The sequence below is a fragment of the Demequina muriae genome (assembly GCF_030418295.1).
In the GTDB taxonomy this organism is placed as follows: Bacteria; Actinomycetota; Actinomycetes; order Actinomycetales; family Demequinaceae; genus Demequina; species Demequina muriae.
The window spans coordinates 531,497-544,118 of record NZ_JAUHQA010000001.1 but is presented as its reverse complement, the minus strand read 5'-3'; the positions used below and the strand labels follow the sequence as shown (position 1 = coordinate 544,118).

Below are 12,622 nucleotides of genomic sequence, written 5' to 3'. Positions count from 1 at the left end.
GACGCGCACGGCCGCGCCCGTCACCCCGCGCAGGGCGACGTGCGGCCCGCGCCGGAAACGTAGAATGCTCCGGTGACCCAGACCGACGTTGCGGGGCAGCGCCGTCGTCGGATGGTGGACCTCGCCCCTCTGAGAGCCAGCCCCGCGTTCGCGCGTCTGTGGGTGGGCGGCGTGGTCGCCGGCATCGGGTCGCAGATGTCCATCGTGGCCGTGGGCCTGCAGATCTACGAGATCACCGAGTCCACGTTCGCCGTGGGCCTCGTGGGGGGCATCGCGCTGCTGCCGATGATCATCGCCGGCCTCTGGGGCGGGATGCTCGCGGACGTCTTCGACCGACGCAGGCTGCTCATCGCCTCCTCGCTCATCGCGTGGCTCTCGGTGCTGGGTCTGGTCGCGCTGTCGACATGGGACGCCGTGCTCAGCTCTGGACCAGCAGGCACGCACGCCCCCGTCTGGCCGTTCTACCTGGTCACCACCATCAATGCCGTCGCCGCCACCATCTCCGGCGCCACCCGCGGCTCCGTGGTGGGACGCATCCTCCCTCCCGAGCTGATCTCCCGAGCCACCGCGCTGAACGGCATCGGCTTCGGCACCCAGCTCACCGTAGGCCCCGCCCTCGCAGGAGTCCTCGCCGCGAGCATCGGCCTGCCGTGGACGTTCGCCGTCGACGCCGTGCTGTTCACCGTCGGGTTCCTGGGGGTATGGATGCTCCCCTCGCTGCCGCGCCTGGGCGAGCGCGTCGAGGCCGGGTGGGGACAGGTGCGCGCAGGCCTGGGCTTCCTCAAGCGCAGCCCCAACATCCGCATGAGCTTCATCGTGGACATCGTCGCGATGACGTTCGGCCGTCCCTACGTGCTGTTCCCCGCGCTCGGCGCGACGATCGTGGGCGGCGGTGCGCTCACCGTGGGCGCCCTCACCGCGGCAGGCGCCGTGGGGACCATCCTCGTGAGCCTGTTCTCCGGTCCCGTCGCGCACATCCACCGCCACGGCATCGCGATCACGCGTGCGATCACGGTGTTCGGAGGCTTCGCGGTGCTGTTCGGCGCCGGCACCCTGCTGATGAGCGTCGTCGAGCACGATGCGGCGGCGGGCTGGTCCGGGATCTACTGGCCCGCGCTCGTACTGCTCGGTGTCGCGATGGCCGGAATGGGCGCCTCGGACGAGGTCAGTGCGATCTTCCGCCAGACCATGATCATCAAGGCCGCTCCCGACGAGATGCGCGGCCGGCTGCAAGGCATCTTCGTCGTGGTGGTCACCGGCGGCCCGCGCATCGGCGACATGTACGCAGGCATCCTCGCGACCGCCGTCGCACTGTGGTGCCCGCCCCTCGTCGGCGGGTTCGCGATCATCGGTCTCATCGCGGTGCTGTCGCGCCTGCGGCGCTCGCGCGACGGACAACGATTCCGGGACTACGACGACCGTCACCCCGTCGCGTAGCGCCCCGGCGATGCGGCCGATGCGTCAGTAGGCTTGAGCGCGAAGAGTTCCGTTCGTCAGGGGGCGTCCATGGCAGTGCGCATCGATCTCAACATCTCGCTGGACGGCTTCGCCACGACGACCGATGGCACGCCAGACGATCCCATCGGCAAGGACTGGTGGCGGCTGGTCGCTCCCTACGTCGCGACCCGCACCGTCCGCGCTCGCGTGTTCCAGGAGACGGAGGGCAGAGGCACCACGGGCGTCGACGACCGGTACGCCCAGGAGTACTTCGCGGAGGTCGGCGCCGAGATCATGGGCGCGGGCATGTTCGGGCTGCACGCTCACCCGAATGATCCCGAGTGGCGCGGCTGGTGGGGTGAGGAGCCGCCGTTCGGGTTCCCCGTCTTCGTGCTCACGCACTCCGAACGCTCCACCCTCGAGATGAAGGGCGGAACGACCTTTCACTTCCTCTCGGCCACTCCGGCCGATGCGCTCGCGCTCGCGATCGACGCGGCGCAGGGCAAAGACGTCCGGGTGGGAGGCGGCGCGACCGTGGCTCGCGAGTTCCTCAAGGCCGGCCTGGTGGATCGACTGCACGTGGGAATCACGCCGATCCTGCTCGGCCGCGGCATTCGGCTGTGGGACGACCTGCGTGGCCTCGAGTCCGGGTACACCGTCACGACGGAGACGGCCGAGAGCGGCGTCGTCCACCTCACCTTCGAGCGCTGAACTTTCGAGTGCGGGGCCTTCGAACGCTGTGGCGGGACTGGGCCACGGGTACTGCTGTCGCAGCACACCGCCTCTTGGCAGGCGCTTCGCGCGGTGCCAGGATGGTGAGGACACGTCCCCGTATCGACCACTGGGGGTGTGCGTGATGGCAAGGCCAACGACCAAGCACGGGCTGCTGAAGGAGTGCAAGGCCAGCAGACGGCGGGTTCTCGACCTGATCGACGCCCTGCCGCCCCACAAGCGCGACGCTGAGTTCGTCTTCGACGACCGGGATCGCAACGTGCGCGACGTCCTCGTCCACCTCCACGAGTGGCACCTGCTGCTGCTCGCGTGGGAGCACGCGAACACTCATGGCGACGGGGCGTCGTTCCTCCCCGACGGCTACCGTTGGAACTCCTACGCGCCCATGAACGTGGCCCTCCGGGACAAGCACGTGGGCACCAGCCTGGCGCAGGCGCTCGACCTGTATCGAGAGTCCTATGACGACGTGGTCGCGATGATCGAGTCCCACACCGACGACGAACTGTTCACCAAGAAGTTCTATCCATGGACGGGATCGACCTCGCTGGGCGCCTACTGCGTCTCCAACACGTCCAGCCATGACGACTGGGCACTCAAGAAGCTGCGCCGGCACGCCCGCAGCTGAGGCCCCCGGCGGGCGCGCTACTCGCTCGGCGTCGACGCCAGGTAGACCGTCGCGGTGGCGTCGCGGCCCTGCAGCGGGTTCGGGAAGGTGATGACCTCGGCCTCCACGTCCACGAACACCTGCTCGAGGATCGCGACGTAGTCGGCGTCCGGCGGGTCGTTGGACCACATCGCGTAGACGCCCCCGGGGGCGATCCGCGAGGCGACGGCGCGCATGCCCTCCAGCCCGTAGAACCCGGCGCTGCCGTCGTCGAGAAGGTGTCGCGGCGAATGGTCGATGTCCAGCAGCACCGCGTCGAAGGTGCGACCCGGCGCCGCGGGGTCGTAGCCGCCCTCGTGACTCATCGCGAAGAAGTCGCCCTGCACGAAGGCGCACCGCGCATCGGCCGTCAGCACCGGTCCCAGGGGGACCAATCCTTTCTCGTGCCACTCGATGACCGGCTCCAGCAGCTCGACCACGGCCAGGTCGCGCACGGCGGCATGCTCGAGAGCGCTCGCGGCGGTGTAGCCGAGCCCGAGGCCGCCCACGACGACGTCCACGGGCCGGTCACCGAGCCGAGCGAGACCGTGGTGAGCGAGCGCCTCTTCGGCGACGGTGAACTGGCTGGACATCAGCCATTCGTCGCCCAGCTTGACCTCGAACACGTCGACGCGCGTGACAGGGTCGAGCCGCCGGCGCAGGCTCACCTCGCCGATGGGTGTCGGGCCCCACCCCAGTTCCTCGAAGCGTGCGCTCATGACAGGTCTCCTTCGGTCGGTGCGGTCGCGACGGCGAACCCCGCCTGGCGCCACGCCTCGTACGTCACCAACGCAGCCGAGTTGGACAGGTTCAGCGATCGCCTACCGGGCAGCATCGGGATCCTCACGCGGTCCGTGACCCTGGCATGCGCCATGGCCTCTTCTGGCAGGCCGGTGGGCTCGGGGCCGAACAGCAGCACGTCGTCGGGCCGGTACTCGAGGTCGGAGTAGATCGTGGTGGCGTGCGCGGTGAAGGCGAACACCCGTGACGAGGGCATCGCGTCCAGCAGCGCATCGAAGTCGGGGTGGACGGTCACCGTCGCGAGGTCGTGATAGTCCAGCCCGGCCCGTCGCAGCTTGGGTTCGGACAGGTCGAAGCCCAGCGGTTCGATGAGGTGCAGGTGCGAGCCCGTCACCGCCGAGAGTCGGATCGCGGCACCCGTGTTCTCGGGGATGCGGGGCTCGTAGAAGGCGACGTGGGGCGCGGCGGACATGCCGCCATCATCCCAGGCCCCGCATGGGCGCGCGCCCAGGGCTCACGTCTCGTCGACGAGGATCCCCTGGTGAGCGGCGAGCAGCGGCGCCACGTCGATGAGCTGCTGCGCTGAGATCGCTGCTCCGCGCATGCCCTCGACGTCGTCGAGGCCGGCGAAGTCCAGTCCGCGCAGGTCCACGTGGGTCATGCGTGCCCGGCGGACCGTGAGGGTCTGGACGGTGCAGCCACGGAACGCTCCCCGCACCAGCTCGGCGTCCATCAGGTCGAGGTCGTCGACCACGCAGTCCTCGAACACCACGTCCGTGAGCCGCGTCCCCCGAAGGTTCAGGTAGCCGAACTTGCTCCCCGTGACGACGGACTCCGACCACTCGCCGCTGTGCAGCTCCGCGGCGCCGATGCGCGAGCGTGTGATCTCGCAGCGGCGCCACCTGCTCGAGGGCGCGTTGAGTGACGCGGCAGCCACCGCATCGGCCCTGCAGTCGGTGAGCGTGACGCCCGTCAGCGTCGCCTCGCCGAGATGGGTGCGGCTCAGGTCGCACTCCGTGAACGAGGAGTCGGTCAGGTCGCGGGTGTCGAAGTCCAGCCCGCTGACGTCGAGCGCGTCGAAGCGCGGTCCTTCGTCGAGGTCGTAGGTATCGGCGCGGGTCAGAGGGGGGAGCTCCACGGGTTCGAGGCGGGGCGGGGTGATCTCGAGGGCCATGACGTCACTGTAGGTCGAGTCGACGAGGCCCGGCAGCGTGGCGCGGACGCTCAGTCGGCCCCGGGGGCGGGGGTGTCGCGCATGCTCCGCGCGGCGACCAGCACGATCCCCACCATGATCGCGACGACGACGGCCACGAGCATGTGCTGAGGGGTCCCCGCTGAGGTCAGAGCGCTGCGGAACACGTGCGTGCCCGCCGGAATGAGCTCGGAGGGGTCCTGCAGGTAGATCCGGCTGCCCACGGCGTAGGTGAAGGCGACGACGACGGCGGGCACGATCCACAGCGCCAGGAGCGATACGACGCTCGCCAGCGCGCGTCTGACCGTCATCACCCCGCACCATCCGACGGCCACGGCGACGATGAGCACGGGCAGCCACCGCACGGTGTCGTAGACCAGCTGCGGGGTGTCGTACGAGGGCATCGCGCCGATGGGCTGGATCAGGGTCGGCAGCCACTGCGCGAGAGCGAGAGCCGCGAACGTGATCGCCACCGTGGTGCCTGCCGTGCCTGCGCGCGCGAGGCCGGTCATCACGAGCAGTCCCACGACGATCCCGACGCTCACTCCCGCGATCATGCCGAGGAGGTACACGAGTGCCCGGGTTGAATCCTCGAGCCCGCCTTGCAGCACCGCCGCAGTCTGGACGAGCGCGACCACCTGCACGGCGGCCGCCCCCGCACCCACCAGCCAGAGGCGGACCGGGCGACCGATGCTCGCGGCGAGTCGTGCGAGCGCACCGGCGAAGGCGGAGCCCATCACGACCATCGCGACCGATGCGACCAGGTAGTACTGGCTGAGCGGCAGCAGCGCGAGCGGCATCTCCTCGGGGAGCGTGTCCGTCTCCCAGATGTTCTGGAGGGGAAGCGTCATGCCCGTGACGAGCCACGGCGCCAGCCCGAGCGCGGCGGACGCCACGCCCGCGAGGACGGCCGATGCGGCGGGAAGCGGGCGCGCCGGCTCGCCGTGGGCCGGCGGGCGCTCGACAGCGTCTCGTCCTTCGGCGGTATGGCTGGGCGCGGGGGAGCCGTTCTCAGGATCGGGAGTCATGCGCCCACCCTAGGGAGCCCGCGGCATGAGCGCGCGGGCAGCGCGGCGAAGCTCAGCGAATGGGGCGGAGCTTGGGCGACGCCATGATCGCGACGAAGTGTCCCGCGAGCACGAACGGCGTGATCGCCACGAGCGCGATGAGCGTCCACCACAGCACGGGAGCGCCCACCACAGTCTGCACGAGCGCGGCGATGAGGATCAGGTGCGTCATCTCGACGGAGTGATACACGCGGTGCAGCGGCACCAGGTTGAAGGCCTTGCGAGCGAGGCGGAGCATCGGGCGCCCGATCTCGCGAGCCTCATGGGAGTCAGGAACGTTCGGCATGCCCACCGCGCCGCGGGCGACGTGAACGGCGTCGTTGAGGAGCTTGTTCATCAGCACCATCGACCCGAGCAGGGCGCCGAGTGCCAGGGGAAGCACGTCGCCCATGGAGATCGCCACGGAGGCCCCGAGCGTGATCGGGATGAGACCTTCGGTCGTGTAGTGCGCGATCTTGTCGAGGAAGACGCCGCGCGGTCCCGACGTGCCGCGCACCCGCGCGACCTCGCCGTCGGAGGCGTCGACGAGCATCTGCGTCTGAGCGAACACGGCCGCCAGGAGCGGACCCGCAATCGACGGGATGAGCAGCGACAGCGCGGCCATCCAGCCGGTGAGGATCACGCCCACGGTGACGGCATCGGCGCTCAGGCCGGCGGCGAGGAACCGCCGGGTGAGACGCGGCGACACCTTGCGCCAGTAGAGCGATGCGCTCCAGTGCTCGGCCATCGCACGTCCGCGGATCGCCGGGGGCTGGCCGATCTCTCGAATCTTGTCGAGCGGCACATCGATGCGTGCGGGATCCACGACGCGTCGCGGGTGCAGGCGGACGGAGCCCTCGCCGAAGAGGTACCCGCTGTCGTGCACCGGAGTGTGGATGGCCATCCGACAATTTTAGCAGGGGGTTCACCCAAAGTTAAGAAACCCGTCATGAGACGTTATCCCCCCTGGTTGCGGGGGCGTGGTAGCACGCTGGACCCGCGTGCACCAGCGCTGACCACGACGCGGTGCGCATTACGCTGGCGACTATGAGCCTGCCCGCACCCCCCGGATCGCGCCGTGCCGCGATGGGCGGTGCCGGTCACAGCCGCGGGACGGCCGGTCGCGACGAGTCCGCGCAGCGGGCCGCGAACGCGGATGCACCTGACATCCCCGATCTGTGGCGCCGCGTGGGCGCGCTCTTCGCCCCGTACCGGCGCCAGCTGATTCTCACGGCCGCGCTCGTGGTGACCACCGCATCGGCCGGCGTCATCCCGCCCCTCATCGTCGAGCGCATCTTCGACGATGCGCTGTTCCCGGCCGGCGGGCCCCAGATCACTCTCTTGATCGAACTCGTGGCGCTCGTCATCGCGATCTTCTTAGGGGTAGCGGTGCTCGGGGTGTGGCAGACCTATGTGACCGCGTCGGTCGGCAACAAGGTCACCGGCGACCTGCGCATGCGCCTGTTCGACAAGCTGCAGTCGATGGATCTCGCGTTCTTCACGCGCACCAAGACCGGCGTGATCCAGTCCCGGCTCCAGAATGACGTGGGCGGCGTCTCCGGGGTGCTCACCACGTTCATCTCGAGCATCGTCGGCAACTCGGTGACCGTGCTCGCGTCGCTCGTGGCGATGATCCTGCTCGATTGGCGGCTCACGCTGATCGCGGTGGTGCTCATGCCCGCGCTGGTGCTGGTGCAGCGCCGCGTGGGCCAGGTGCGTGCGCGGCTCGCGTCCAGCACGCAGGAGTCGCTGTCGGAGATGACGGCGATCACTCAGGAGACGCTGTCCGTGAGCGGCATCCTGCTGTCCAAGGTTTACAACCGGCAGCGGCTCGAGTCCGGGCGCTACGGCGCGGAGAACGCGAACCAGATCGGCCTGCAGGTGCGGCTGTCGATGTCGGGCCAGTGGTTCTTCGGCGTCGTGACCGTGATCATGAGCTCCGTCCCGGCGGTCATCTACCTGGCGTCGGGCCTGCTGATCGCCCGTGCGAACGACCAGGGCGTCGAGCCCGCCATCACGGCCGGCACCGTGGTCGCGTTCACCGCGATTCAGGCGCGCCTGCTGTTCCCGCTGATGGCGCTCATGCGCGTCGCCCTCGAGGTGCAGACGTCGCGCGCGCTGTTCGCCCGCATCTTCGAGTACCTGGACCTGACGCCCGCGATCGTGGATGCGCCCGATGCGCGGGACGCCGCCGAGGCTCCCGGCCCGGTGGGCAGGGTCGAGTTCCGTGACGTCACCTTCCGGTACCCCGACGCGGCGGCCGATGCGGTCCCCACCCTGGATGGCGTGTCGTTCGTCGCCGAGCCGGGGCAGACGGTGGCGTTCGTGGGGCCTTCAGGAGCGGGCAAGACCACGGTGGTGTACTTGGCGGCGCGGCTCCACGAGGCGAGCTCGGGGGCGGTGCTGTTCGCGGGAGCGGACGTGCGGGAGCTGACCCACGAGTCGATCGTCGAGAAGATCGGCGTGGTCAGCCAGGAGACCTATCTGTTCCACGCGACGATCGCGGAGAACCTGCGCTACGCCAAGCCCGATGCCAGCGACGACGACCTCATCGCCGCCTGCCGCGACGCCAACATCCACGACCAGATCCAGCGGTTCGAGCACGGCTACGACACGGTCGTGGGGGAGAGGGGATACCGGCTGTCCGGCGGTGAGAAGCAGCGCATCGCGATCGCGCGCGTGCTCCTCAAGGACCCGCCCGTGCTGCTCCTCGATGAGGCGACCAGCGCGCTCGACACCGTGAGCGAGCGCATCGTCCAGGTGGCGCTCGACCGTGCCGCCGAGGGGCGTACGACCCTGGTGGTCGCGCATCGGCTGTCCACGATCGCCGATGCGGACGTGATCCACGTGGTCGACGGCGGCCGCATCGTGGAGTCCGGCACCGCGGCTGAGCTCACCGCTGCGGGGGGTCTGTTCGCCCGGCTCAAGGCCGAGCAGCGCGACTGACGGGCGCGACCCACGCACGCGCATCGGCCATGGGCCGTGCCTTGACCTTGCCCCTGGGTGAAGCGGTGTGCTGGTGCGTGACACCTCCGAGAGGCGGATGGTGCACGAAAGGAAGACCATGACTGATTTCACTGTCGAAGAGCGTGCGGCGCGTCCCTGGGTGGGCGTCTCCACGACCGGCGAGCTGGCGCACTGGGGCCGCGTCAATGCCCACGTGCCCACGATCTATGCGGCTCTCGCGGAAGCCGGGGGCATCCCCCTCGGAGGCCCGATCTACCAGTACCGGCGGCTGCGGACGGCGACCGAGCCGATGGATCTGACGGTCTCGGTGCCGGTCTCTGCATGCATGGAGATCGGCGACGGCTTCGAGACCGGAGAGATCCCGGCCGGCCGCTACCTCGTCGCTCGCCCGGAGGGTGGCCCGGACATCCTGGACCGCGTGCACGCGGAGATGTGGACATGGGCGGGAGAGCACGGTCTCGACCTCGCGATCGACGAGCGCGCCGACGGCATTCACTGGCATGCGCGCACCGAGCAGTTCCTCACGGACCCGGAGTCCGAGCCCGATCGCAGCAAGTGGGCGATCGAAGTCACATACTTGTTGAGGTGACCACCTCCTCACGACTGTCCATCGGAGAGTTCAGTCGACTGACGTGGCTGTCTGCGAAGGCGTTGCGCCTGTACGAACGGCGAGGGCTGCTCCTGCCCGACCTCGTGGACGAGTACACGGGGTACCGGTACTACCGGGAGGCGCAAGCGGAGCGCGCGCGTTCCATCGCGCTGCTGCGACGAGCGGGAATGCCACTGGATCGGATCGGTGCGGTCCTCGACGCCGACGATGGCGATCGCAGCGCCGTGATCGCCGAGTACCGGGCGGAGACCATCCACGGTCACGAGCGCAACCTCGCGCTCTTGGACAACGTCGCGATCGCGCTCGGCGCCGAGTCGCCACCGATGGCGGACGTCGGCGTGGAGGTGTTCAGCCGGGAGGTGGCCGAGCGGGCCTTCGTGGCCCGCACGCTGCATACGACCGCTGCCGAGCTGCCCGCACACATCGAGGAGACGGCGCGCGCGATGGCACAACGCGCAGGTCAGGCCGTCGACCGCAGCCAACCACTCGTGGTGGTGTACCACGGCGAGGTCGGCTGGGAGTCGGATGGGCCGGTGGAAGTACGCGTGCCGGTGGCGGACCGGGCAGTCGCCGACGGTGTCGAACCCGCGGGATCCGAGTTCTTTGTCGACGTTCCCCTCGGCGAAGTGCAGTTCCCGACCATTCTGCGTTCGTTCGACGCGGTGCGTGCCGCCGCTTCACGAGGACCCTGCCGCCCGTCGGGGCATCCACGCGAGGTCTATCTCGATGGCGATCCGTTCCGCTGCCAGGTGGCGCAGCGCTACCGCGTGCCGATGCGCGCGTGACGCCATCGGCCCGCCGCCCGCATCGGCCGTGCGCCCTGGCCTGACCCAGGCAAGCGCATCGGCCGCGCGGCTGTGACGTCCGGACTGACGGTGGCGAGATTGGTCAGTGCGGAAGCTGCAGGTGTGTCTTCCTCACTGAGCTCCGCGCGGGAGGTCAGTGGGGAGACCGCAGGCCGAGCCGAACATCGGCCGGGTGGGGAAAGCGAAACGGCGGGACCGGGCCCGTAGGCCCGATCCCGCCGTCCGTCTAGAACTGTTGGGTCGACTAGTTGCCGCAGCCGCAGCTGCCGCCGCAGCATCCGCCGGTGTTCTCGGCGGCGGGCGTCTCAGCGCCCTTGTCGATCAGGTCGATGCTCTGCTTCTCAGCCATGCGTGCCTCCTAGAGGTGGGCGACAGCCCCACAGCGGGGCCTGACTCCAGGGTAACCCCGTGCGGACTACCAGATGCTCACGCGCGCCTCGGGGTCGAGCCACAGCTCGTCCTCCTCGGTGACCTCGAAGGCCTCGTACCACGCGCCCACGTTGCGGACGATGCCGTTCACGCGGAACTCGCTGGGCGAGTGGGGGTCCATCGCCAGGCGCGTGACCAGCGACTCGTCGCGAGCGACCATGCGCTCGGTCAGGGCGTATCCGATGAAGAAGCGCTGGGTCGCGGTGAGCCCGTCCACCTCGGGGGCCTCGGCGATGGGGTGGCCGAGCGAGATCTCGTAGGCCTTGAGCGCGATCTCGACGCCCGCCAGGTCACCGATATTCTCGCCCACGGTGAGCGCGCCGTTGACCACGTGCTCGTCGCTCAGCTGCTTCGGCGAGTAGCCGTTGTACTGGTCGATGAGTCGGTTGGCGCGCTCCATGAAGGCGGCACGGTCGGCCTCGGTCCACCAGTCCTCGAGCTTGCCGCGACCGTCGTACTTGGAGCCCTGGTCGTCGAAGCCGTGGCCGATCTCGTGGCCGATCACGGAGCCGATGCCGCCGTAGTTGACCGCGTCGTCCGCGTCCGGGTGGAAGAACGGGGGCTGCAGGATCGCGGCCGGGAAAGCGATCTCGTTAGCGAGCGGCAGGTAGTAGGCGTTGACCGTCTGCGGCGTCATCAGCCACTCGGAGCGGTCCACCGGCTTGCCGATCTTGGACCACTCCCAGTCCTCATCGAACCTCGACGAGGCGCGCATGTTGCCCACCAGGTCGTGAGGCGACACCTCCAGGCCGGTGAAGTCGCGCCACTTCTCGGGGTAGCCGATCTTGGGCGTGAACTGCGCGAGCTTATCGAGGGCGCGCTGCTTGGTCGACGGCGTCATCCAGTCGAGCTGGGTGATGGACTGCCGGTACGCCTCGATGAGGTTCGCGACCAGGCGATCCATATGCGCCTTGTGGGTGGGCGGGAAGTGCTCCTTCACGTACTCCTGGCCCACCAGCTCGCCCGCCACGGCCTCGACGAAGCCCACGCCGCGCTTCCAGCGCTCCCGCTGCTGCGTGGCTCCCGAGAGCACCGTGCCGTAGAACGAGAAGTTCGCCTGGGAGATCTCCTCCGTCAGGTACGGGGCACGGGAGTTCACCACGCGCCAGCGCAGGTACGACTGCCAGTCGGCGATGGCCGTCTCCGCCCACAGCTGCGCGAAAGCCTCGAAGAAGCTCGGCTCGCCGGCGATCAGCAGGTCGTGCGCGGCCTCAGGAAGGTGGATCGCGTCGGCCCACGCCCGCCAGTCGAAGCCGGGCGCCTCGGCGACGAGCCGGTCCAGCGTGGTGGGGTTGTGCGTGAGCTCGGCCTCGCGCGTCTTGACGTTGTCCCAGTGGTGGCTCGCGAGCGCCGTCTCGAGCGCCATGATGCCTTCTCCGGTGAAGCCCACGCCGGTGAGGGCCGCCATGCGGTCGATGTGTGCGACGTACTTCTCGCGGGTCTCCGCGTGAGCATCCTCGCGGTAGTACGCCTCGTCGGGGAGGCCGAGCCCGTACTGGGACAGGTAGACCACGTTCTTGTCGGGGTCGTTCTTGTCCGCGAACACGTAGTAGCCGACGGCGCCGCCCACCCCGGTGCGCTGCAGCGCACCCATGGTGACGGCGAGCGCGGCGCGATCCTGCGCATCGGCGATCGCCACGAAGTCCTCCTCGAGCGGCGTGGTGCCCAAGGCGTTGGCGCGCTCGACGTCCATGAAGCTCGCGTACAGCCCGCCGATCTGCGACTCGGGATCCGCCGCCTCGATGATTGCGCGGGTGTGCTTCTCCGCCTCGTCGCGCAGCGTGTAGAAGCTGCCGTCAGCGGCGCGGTCGTCCGGGATGACGTGCGACTCCGCCCAGGGGCCGCTCACGTAGCGGAAGAAGTCGTCCTGCGGACGCACGGTGGGGGAGAACTCGGACTGGTCGATGCCGGAATGAAGTGCCATGTCCTCACCCTATGGGGGGCCGATGCGCGGGCTGGGACGGTTTCGCTGTCGGCGAGGTCGCGTCGGGGGCGCTGCGGGGCTGCGGAGCGCGCGCT

At 69.4% G+C, this 12,622-nt stretch carries 12 protein-coding genes; 6 read left to right on the top strand and 6 right to left on the bottom strand.

The window, feature by feature from the left end; genetic code table 11:
- The first annotated feature begins 72 nt into the window (after positions 1-72).
- The 3 genes from QQX02_RS02510 to QQX02_RS02500 all read left to right on the top strand — a co-directional run bounded on the left by QQX02_RS02510 (position 73) and on the right by QQX02_RS02500 (position 2,794).
- Entirely contained in the window at positions 73-1,437 is a 1,365-nt protein-coding gene (locus tag QQX02_RS02510) for an MFS transporter (RefSeq protein ID WP_301141010.1), read from the top strand.
- Positions 1,438-1,506: 69 nt separating this feature from the next.
- On the top strand, positions 1,507-2,148 hold the full coding sequence (locus QQX02_RS02505) for a dihydrofolate reductase family protein (RefSeq protein ID WP_301141008.1): 642 nt from the start codon (positions 1,507-1,509) through the stop codon (positions 2,146-2,148).
- A 145-nt stretch (positions 2,149-2,293) separates the two neighbouring features.
- Complete coding sequence (locus QQX02_RS02500) at positions 2,294-2,794, top strand: ClbS/DfsB family four-helix bundle protein (RefSeq protein ID WP_301141006.1); 501 nt, start codon at positions 2,294-2,296, stop codon at positions 2,792-2,794.
- A 17-nt stretch (positions 2,795-2,811) separates the two neighbouring features.
- Here the strand turns inward: QQX02_RS02500 and QQX02_RS02495 are convergent, their stop codons facing one another.
- From QQX02_RS02495 to QQX02_RS02475, 5 genes are read right to left on the bottom strand one after another with little or no spacing between them, the layout of a single operon-like run.
- The gene (locus tag QQX02_RS02495) at positions 2,812-3,531 is read right to left on the bottom strand and encodes a polyamine aminopropyltransferase (protein WP_301141005.1); all 720 of its coding nucleotides are present in this window, start codon (positions 3,529-3,531) and stop codon (positions 2,812-2,814) included.
- On the bottom strand, positions 3,528-4,025 hold the full coding sequence (locus QQX02_RS02490; protein ID WP_301141003.1) for a tRNA (cytidine(34)-2'-O)-methyltransferase: 498 nt from the start codon (positions 4,023-4,025) through the stop codon (positions 3,528-3,530). The genes QQX02_RS02495 and QQX02_RS02490 overlap by 4 nt, the downstream gene beginning before the upstream one ends.
- A 42-nt stretch (positions 4,026-4,067) precedes the next feature.
- On the bottom strand, positions 4,068-4,727 hold the full coding sequence (locus tag QQX02_RS02485; protein WP_301141002.1) for a pentapeptide repeat-containing protein: 660 nt from the start codon (positions 4,725-4,727) through the stop codon (positions 4,068-4,070).
- Between the two features lie 50 nt (positions 4,728-4,777).
- A complete protein-coding gene (locus QQX02_RS02480; RefSeq protein ID WP_301141001.1) occupies positions 4,778-5,773 on the bottom strand; it encodes a hypothetical protein in 996 nt (331 codons plus the stop codon).
- A gap of 52 nt (positions 5,774-5,825) precedes the next feature.
- A complete protein-coding gene (locus tag QQX02_RS02475) occupies positions 5,826-6,695 on the bottom strand; it encodes a CDP-alcohol phosphatidyltransferase family protein (RefSeq protein WP_301141000.1) in 870 nt (289 codons plus the stop codon).
- Between the two features lie 182 nt (positions 6,696-6,877).
- On the opposite strand from QQX02_RS02475, the gene QQX02_RS02470 reads away from it, so the two are divergent.
- From QQX02_RS02470 to QQX02_RS02460, 3 genes are all read left to right on the top strand, one after another.
- Positions 6,878-8,737 (top strand): ABC transporter ATP-binding protein, encoded by a 1,860-nt coding sequence (locus QQX02_RS02470; protein ID WP_301143634.1) that lies wholly within the window; start codon positions 6,878-6,880, stop codon positions 8,735-8,737.
- Positions 8,738-8,855: 118 nt separating this feature from the next.
- Positions 8,856-9,347, top strand: a complete 492-nt coding sequence (locus tag QQX02_RS02465; RefSeq protein WP_301140998.1) for a GyrI-like domain-containing protein — start codon at positions 8,856-8,858, stop codon at positions 9,345-9,347.
- On the top strand, positions 9,344-10,153 hold the full coding sequence (locus QQX02_RS02460) for a MerR family transcriptional regulator (protein ID WP_301140997.1): 810 nt from the start codon (positions 9,344-9,346) through the stop codon (positions 10,151-10,153). Before QQX02_RS02465 ends, QQX02_RS02460 begins: the two co-directional genes overlap by 4 nt.
- Positions 10,154-10,589: 436 nt before the next feature.
- On the opposite strand, the gene QQX02_RS02455 is transcribed toward QQX02_RS02460, so the two are convergent.
- Positions 10,590-12,527, bottom strand: coding sequence for a M13 family metallopeptidase (locus QQX02_RS02455; RefSeq protein WP_301140996.1), 1,938 nt, complete (start codon positions 12,525-12,527; stop codon positions 10,590-10,592).
- Positions 12,528-12,622: the final 95 nt, after the last annotated feature.

Coding starts and splice junctions, on each gene's coding strand:
- QQX02_RS02465 (WP_301140998.1), top strand. CDS start 8,856: ATGACTGATTTCACTGTCGAAGAGCGTGCGGCGCGTCCCTGGGTGGGC.
- QQX02_RS02495 (WP_301141005.1), bottom strand. CDS start 3,531: ATGAGCGCACGCTTCGAGGAACTGGGGTGGGGCCCGACACCCATCGGC.
- QQX02_RS02505 (WP_301141008.1), top strand. CDS start 1,507: ATGGCAGTGCGCATCGATCTCAACATCTCGCTGGACGGCTTCGCCACG.
- QQX02_RS02455 (WP_301140996.1), bottom strand. CDS start 12,527: ATGGCACTTCATTCCGGCATCGACCAGTCCGAGTTCTCCCCCACCGTG.
- QQX02_RS02485 (WP_301141002.1), bottom strand. CDS start 4,727: ATGGCCCTCGAGATCACCCCGCCCCGCCTCGAACCCGTGGAGCTCCCC.
- QQX02_RS02470 (WP_301143634.1), top strand. CDS start 6,878: ATGGGCGGTGCCGGTCACAGCCGCGGGACGGCCGGTCGCGACGAGTCC.
- QQX02_RS02500 (WP_301141006.1), top strand. CDS start 2,294: ATGGCAAGGCCAACGACCAAGCACGGGCTGCTGAAGGAGTGCAAGGCC.
- QQX02_RS02490 (WP_301141003.1), bottom strand. CDS start 4,025: ATGTCCGCCGCGCCCCACGTCGCCTTCTACGAGCCCCGCATCCCCGAG.
- QQX02_RS02475 (WP_301141000.1), bottom strand. CDS start 6,695: ATGGCCATCCACACTCCGGTGCACGACAGCGGGTACCTCTTCGGCGAG.
- QQX02_RS02480 (WP_301141001.1), bottom strand. CDS start 5,773: ATGACTCCCGATCCTGAGAACGGCTCCCCCGCGCCCAGCCATACCGCC.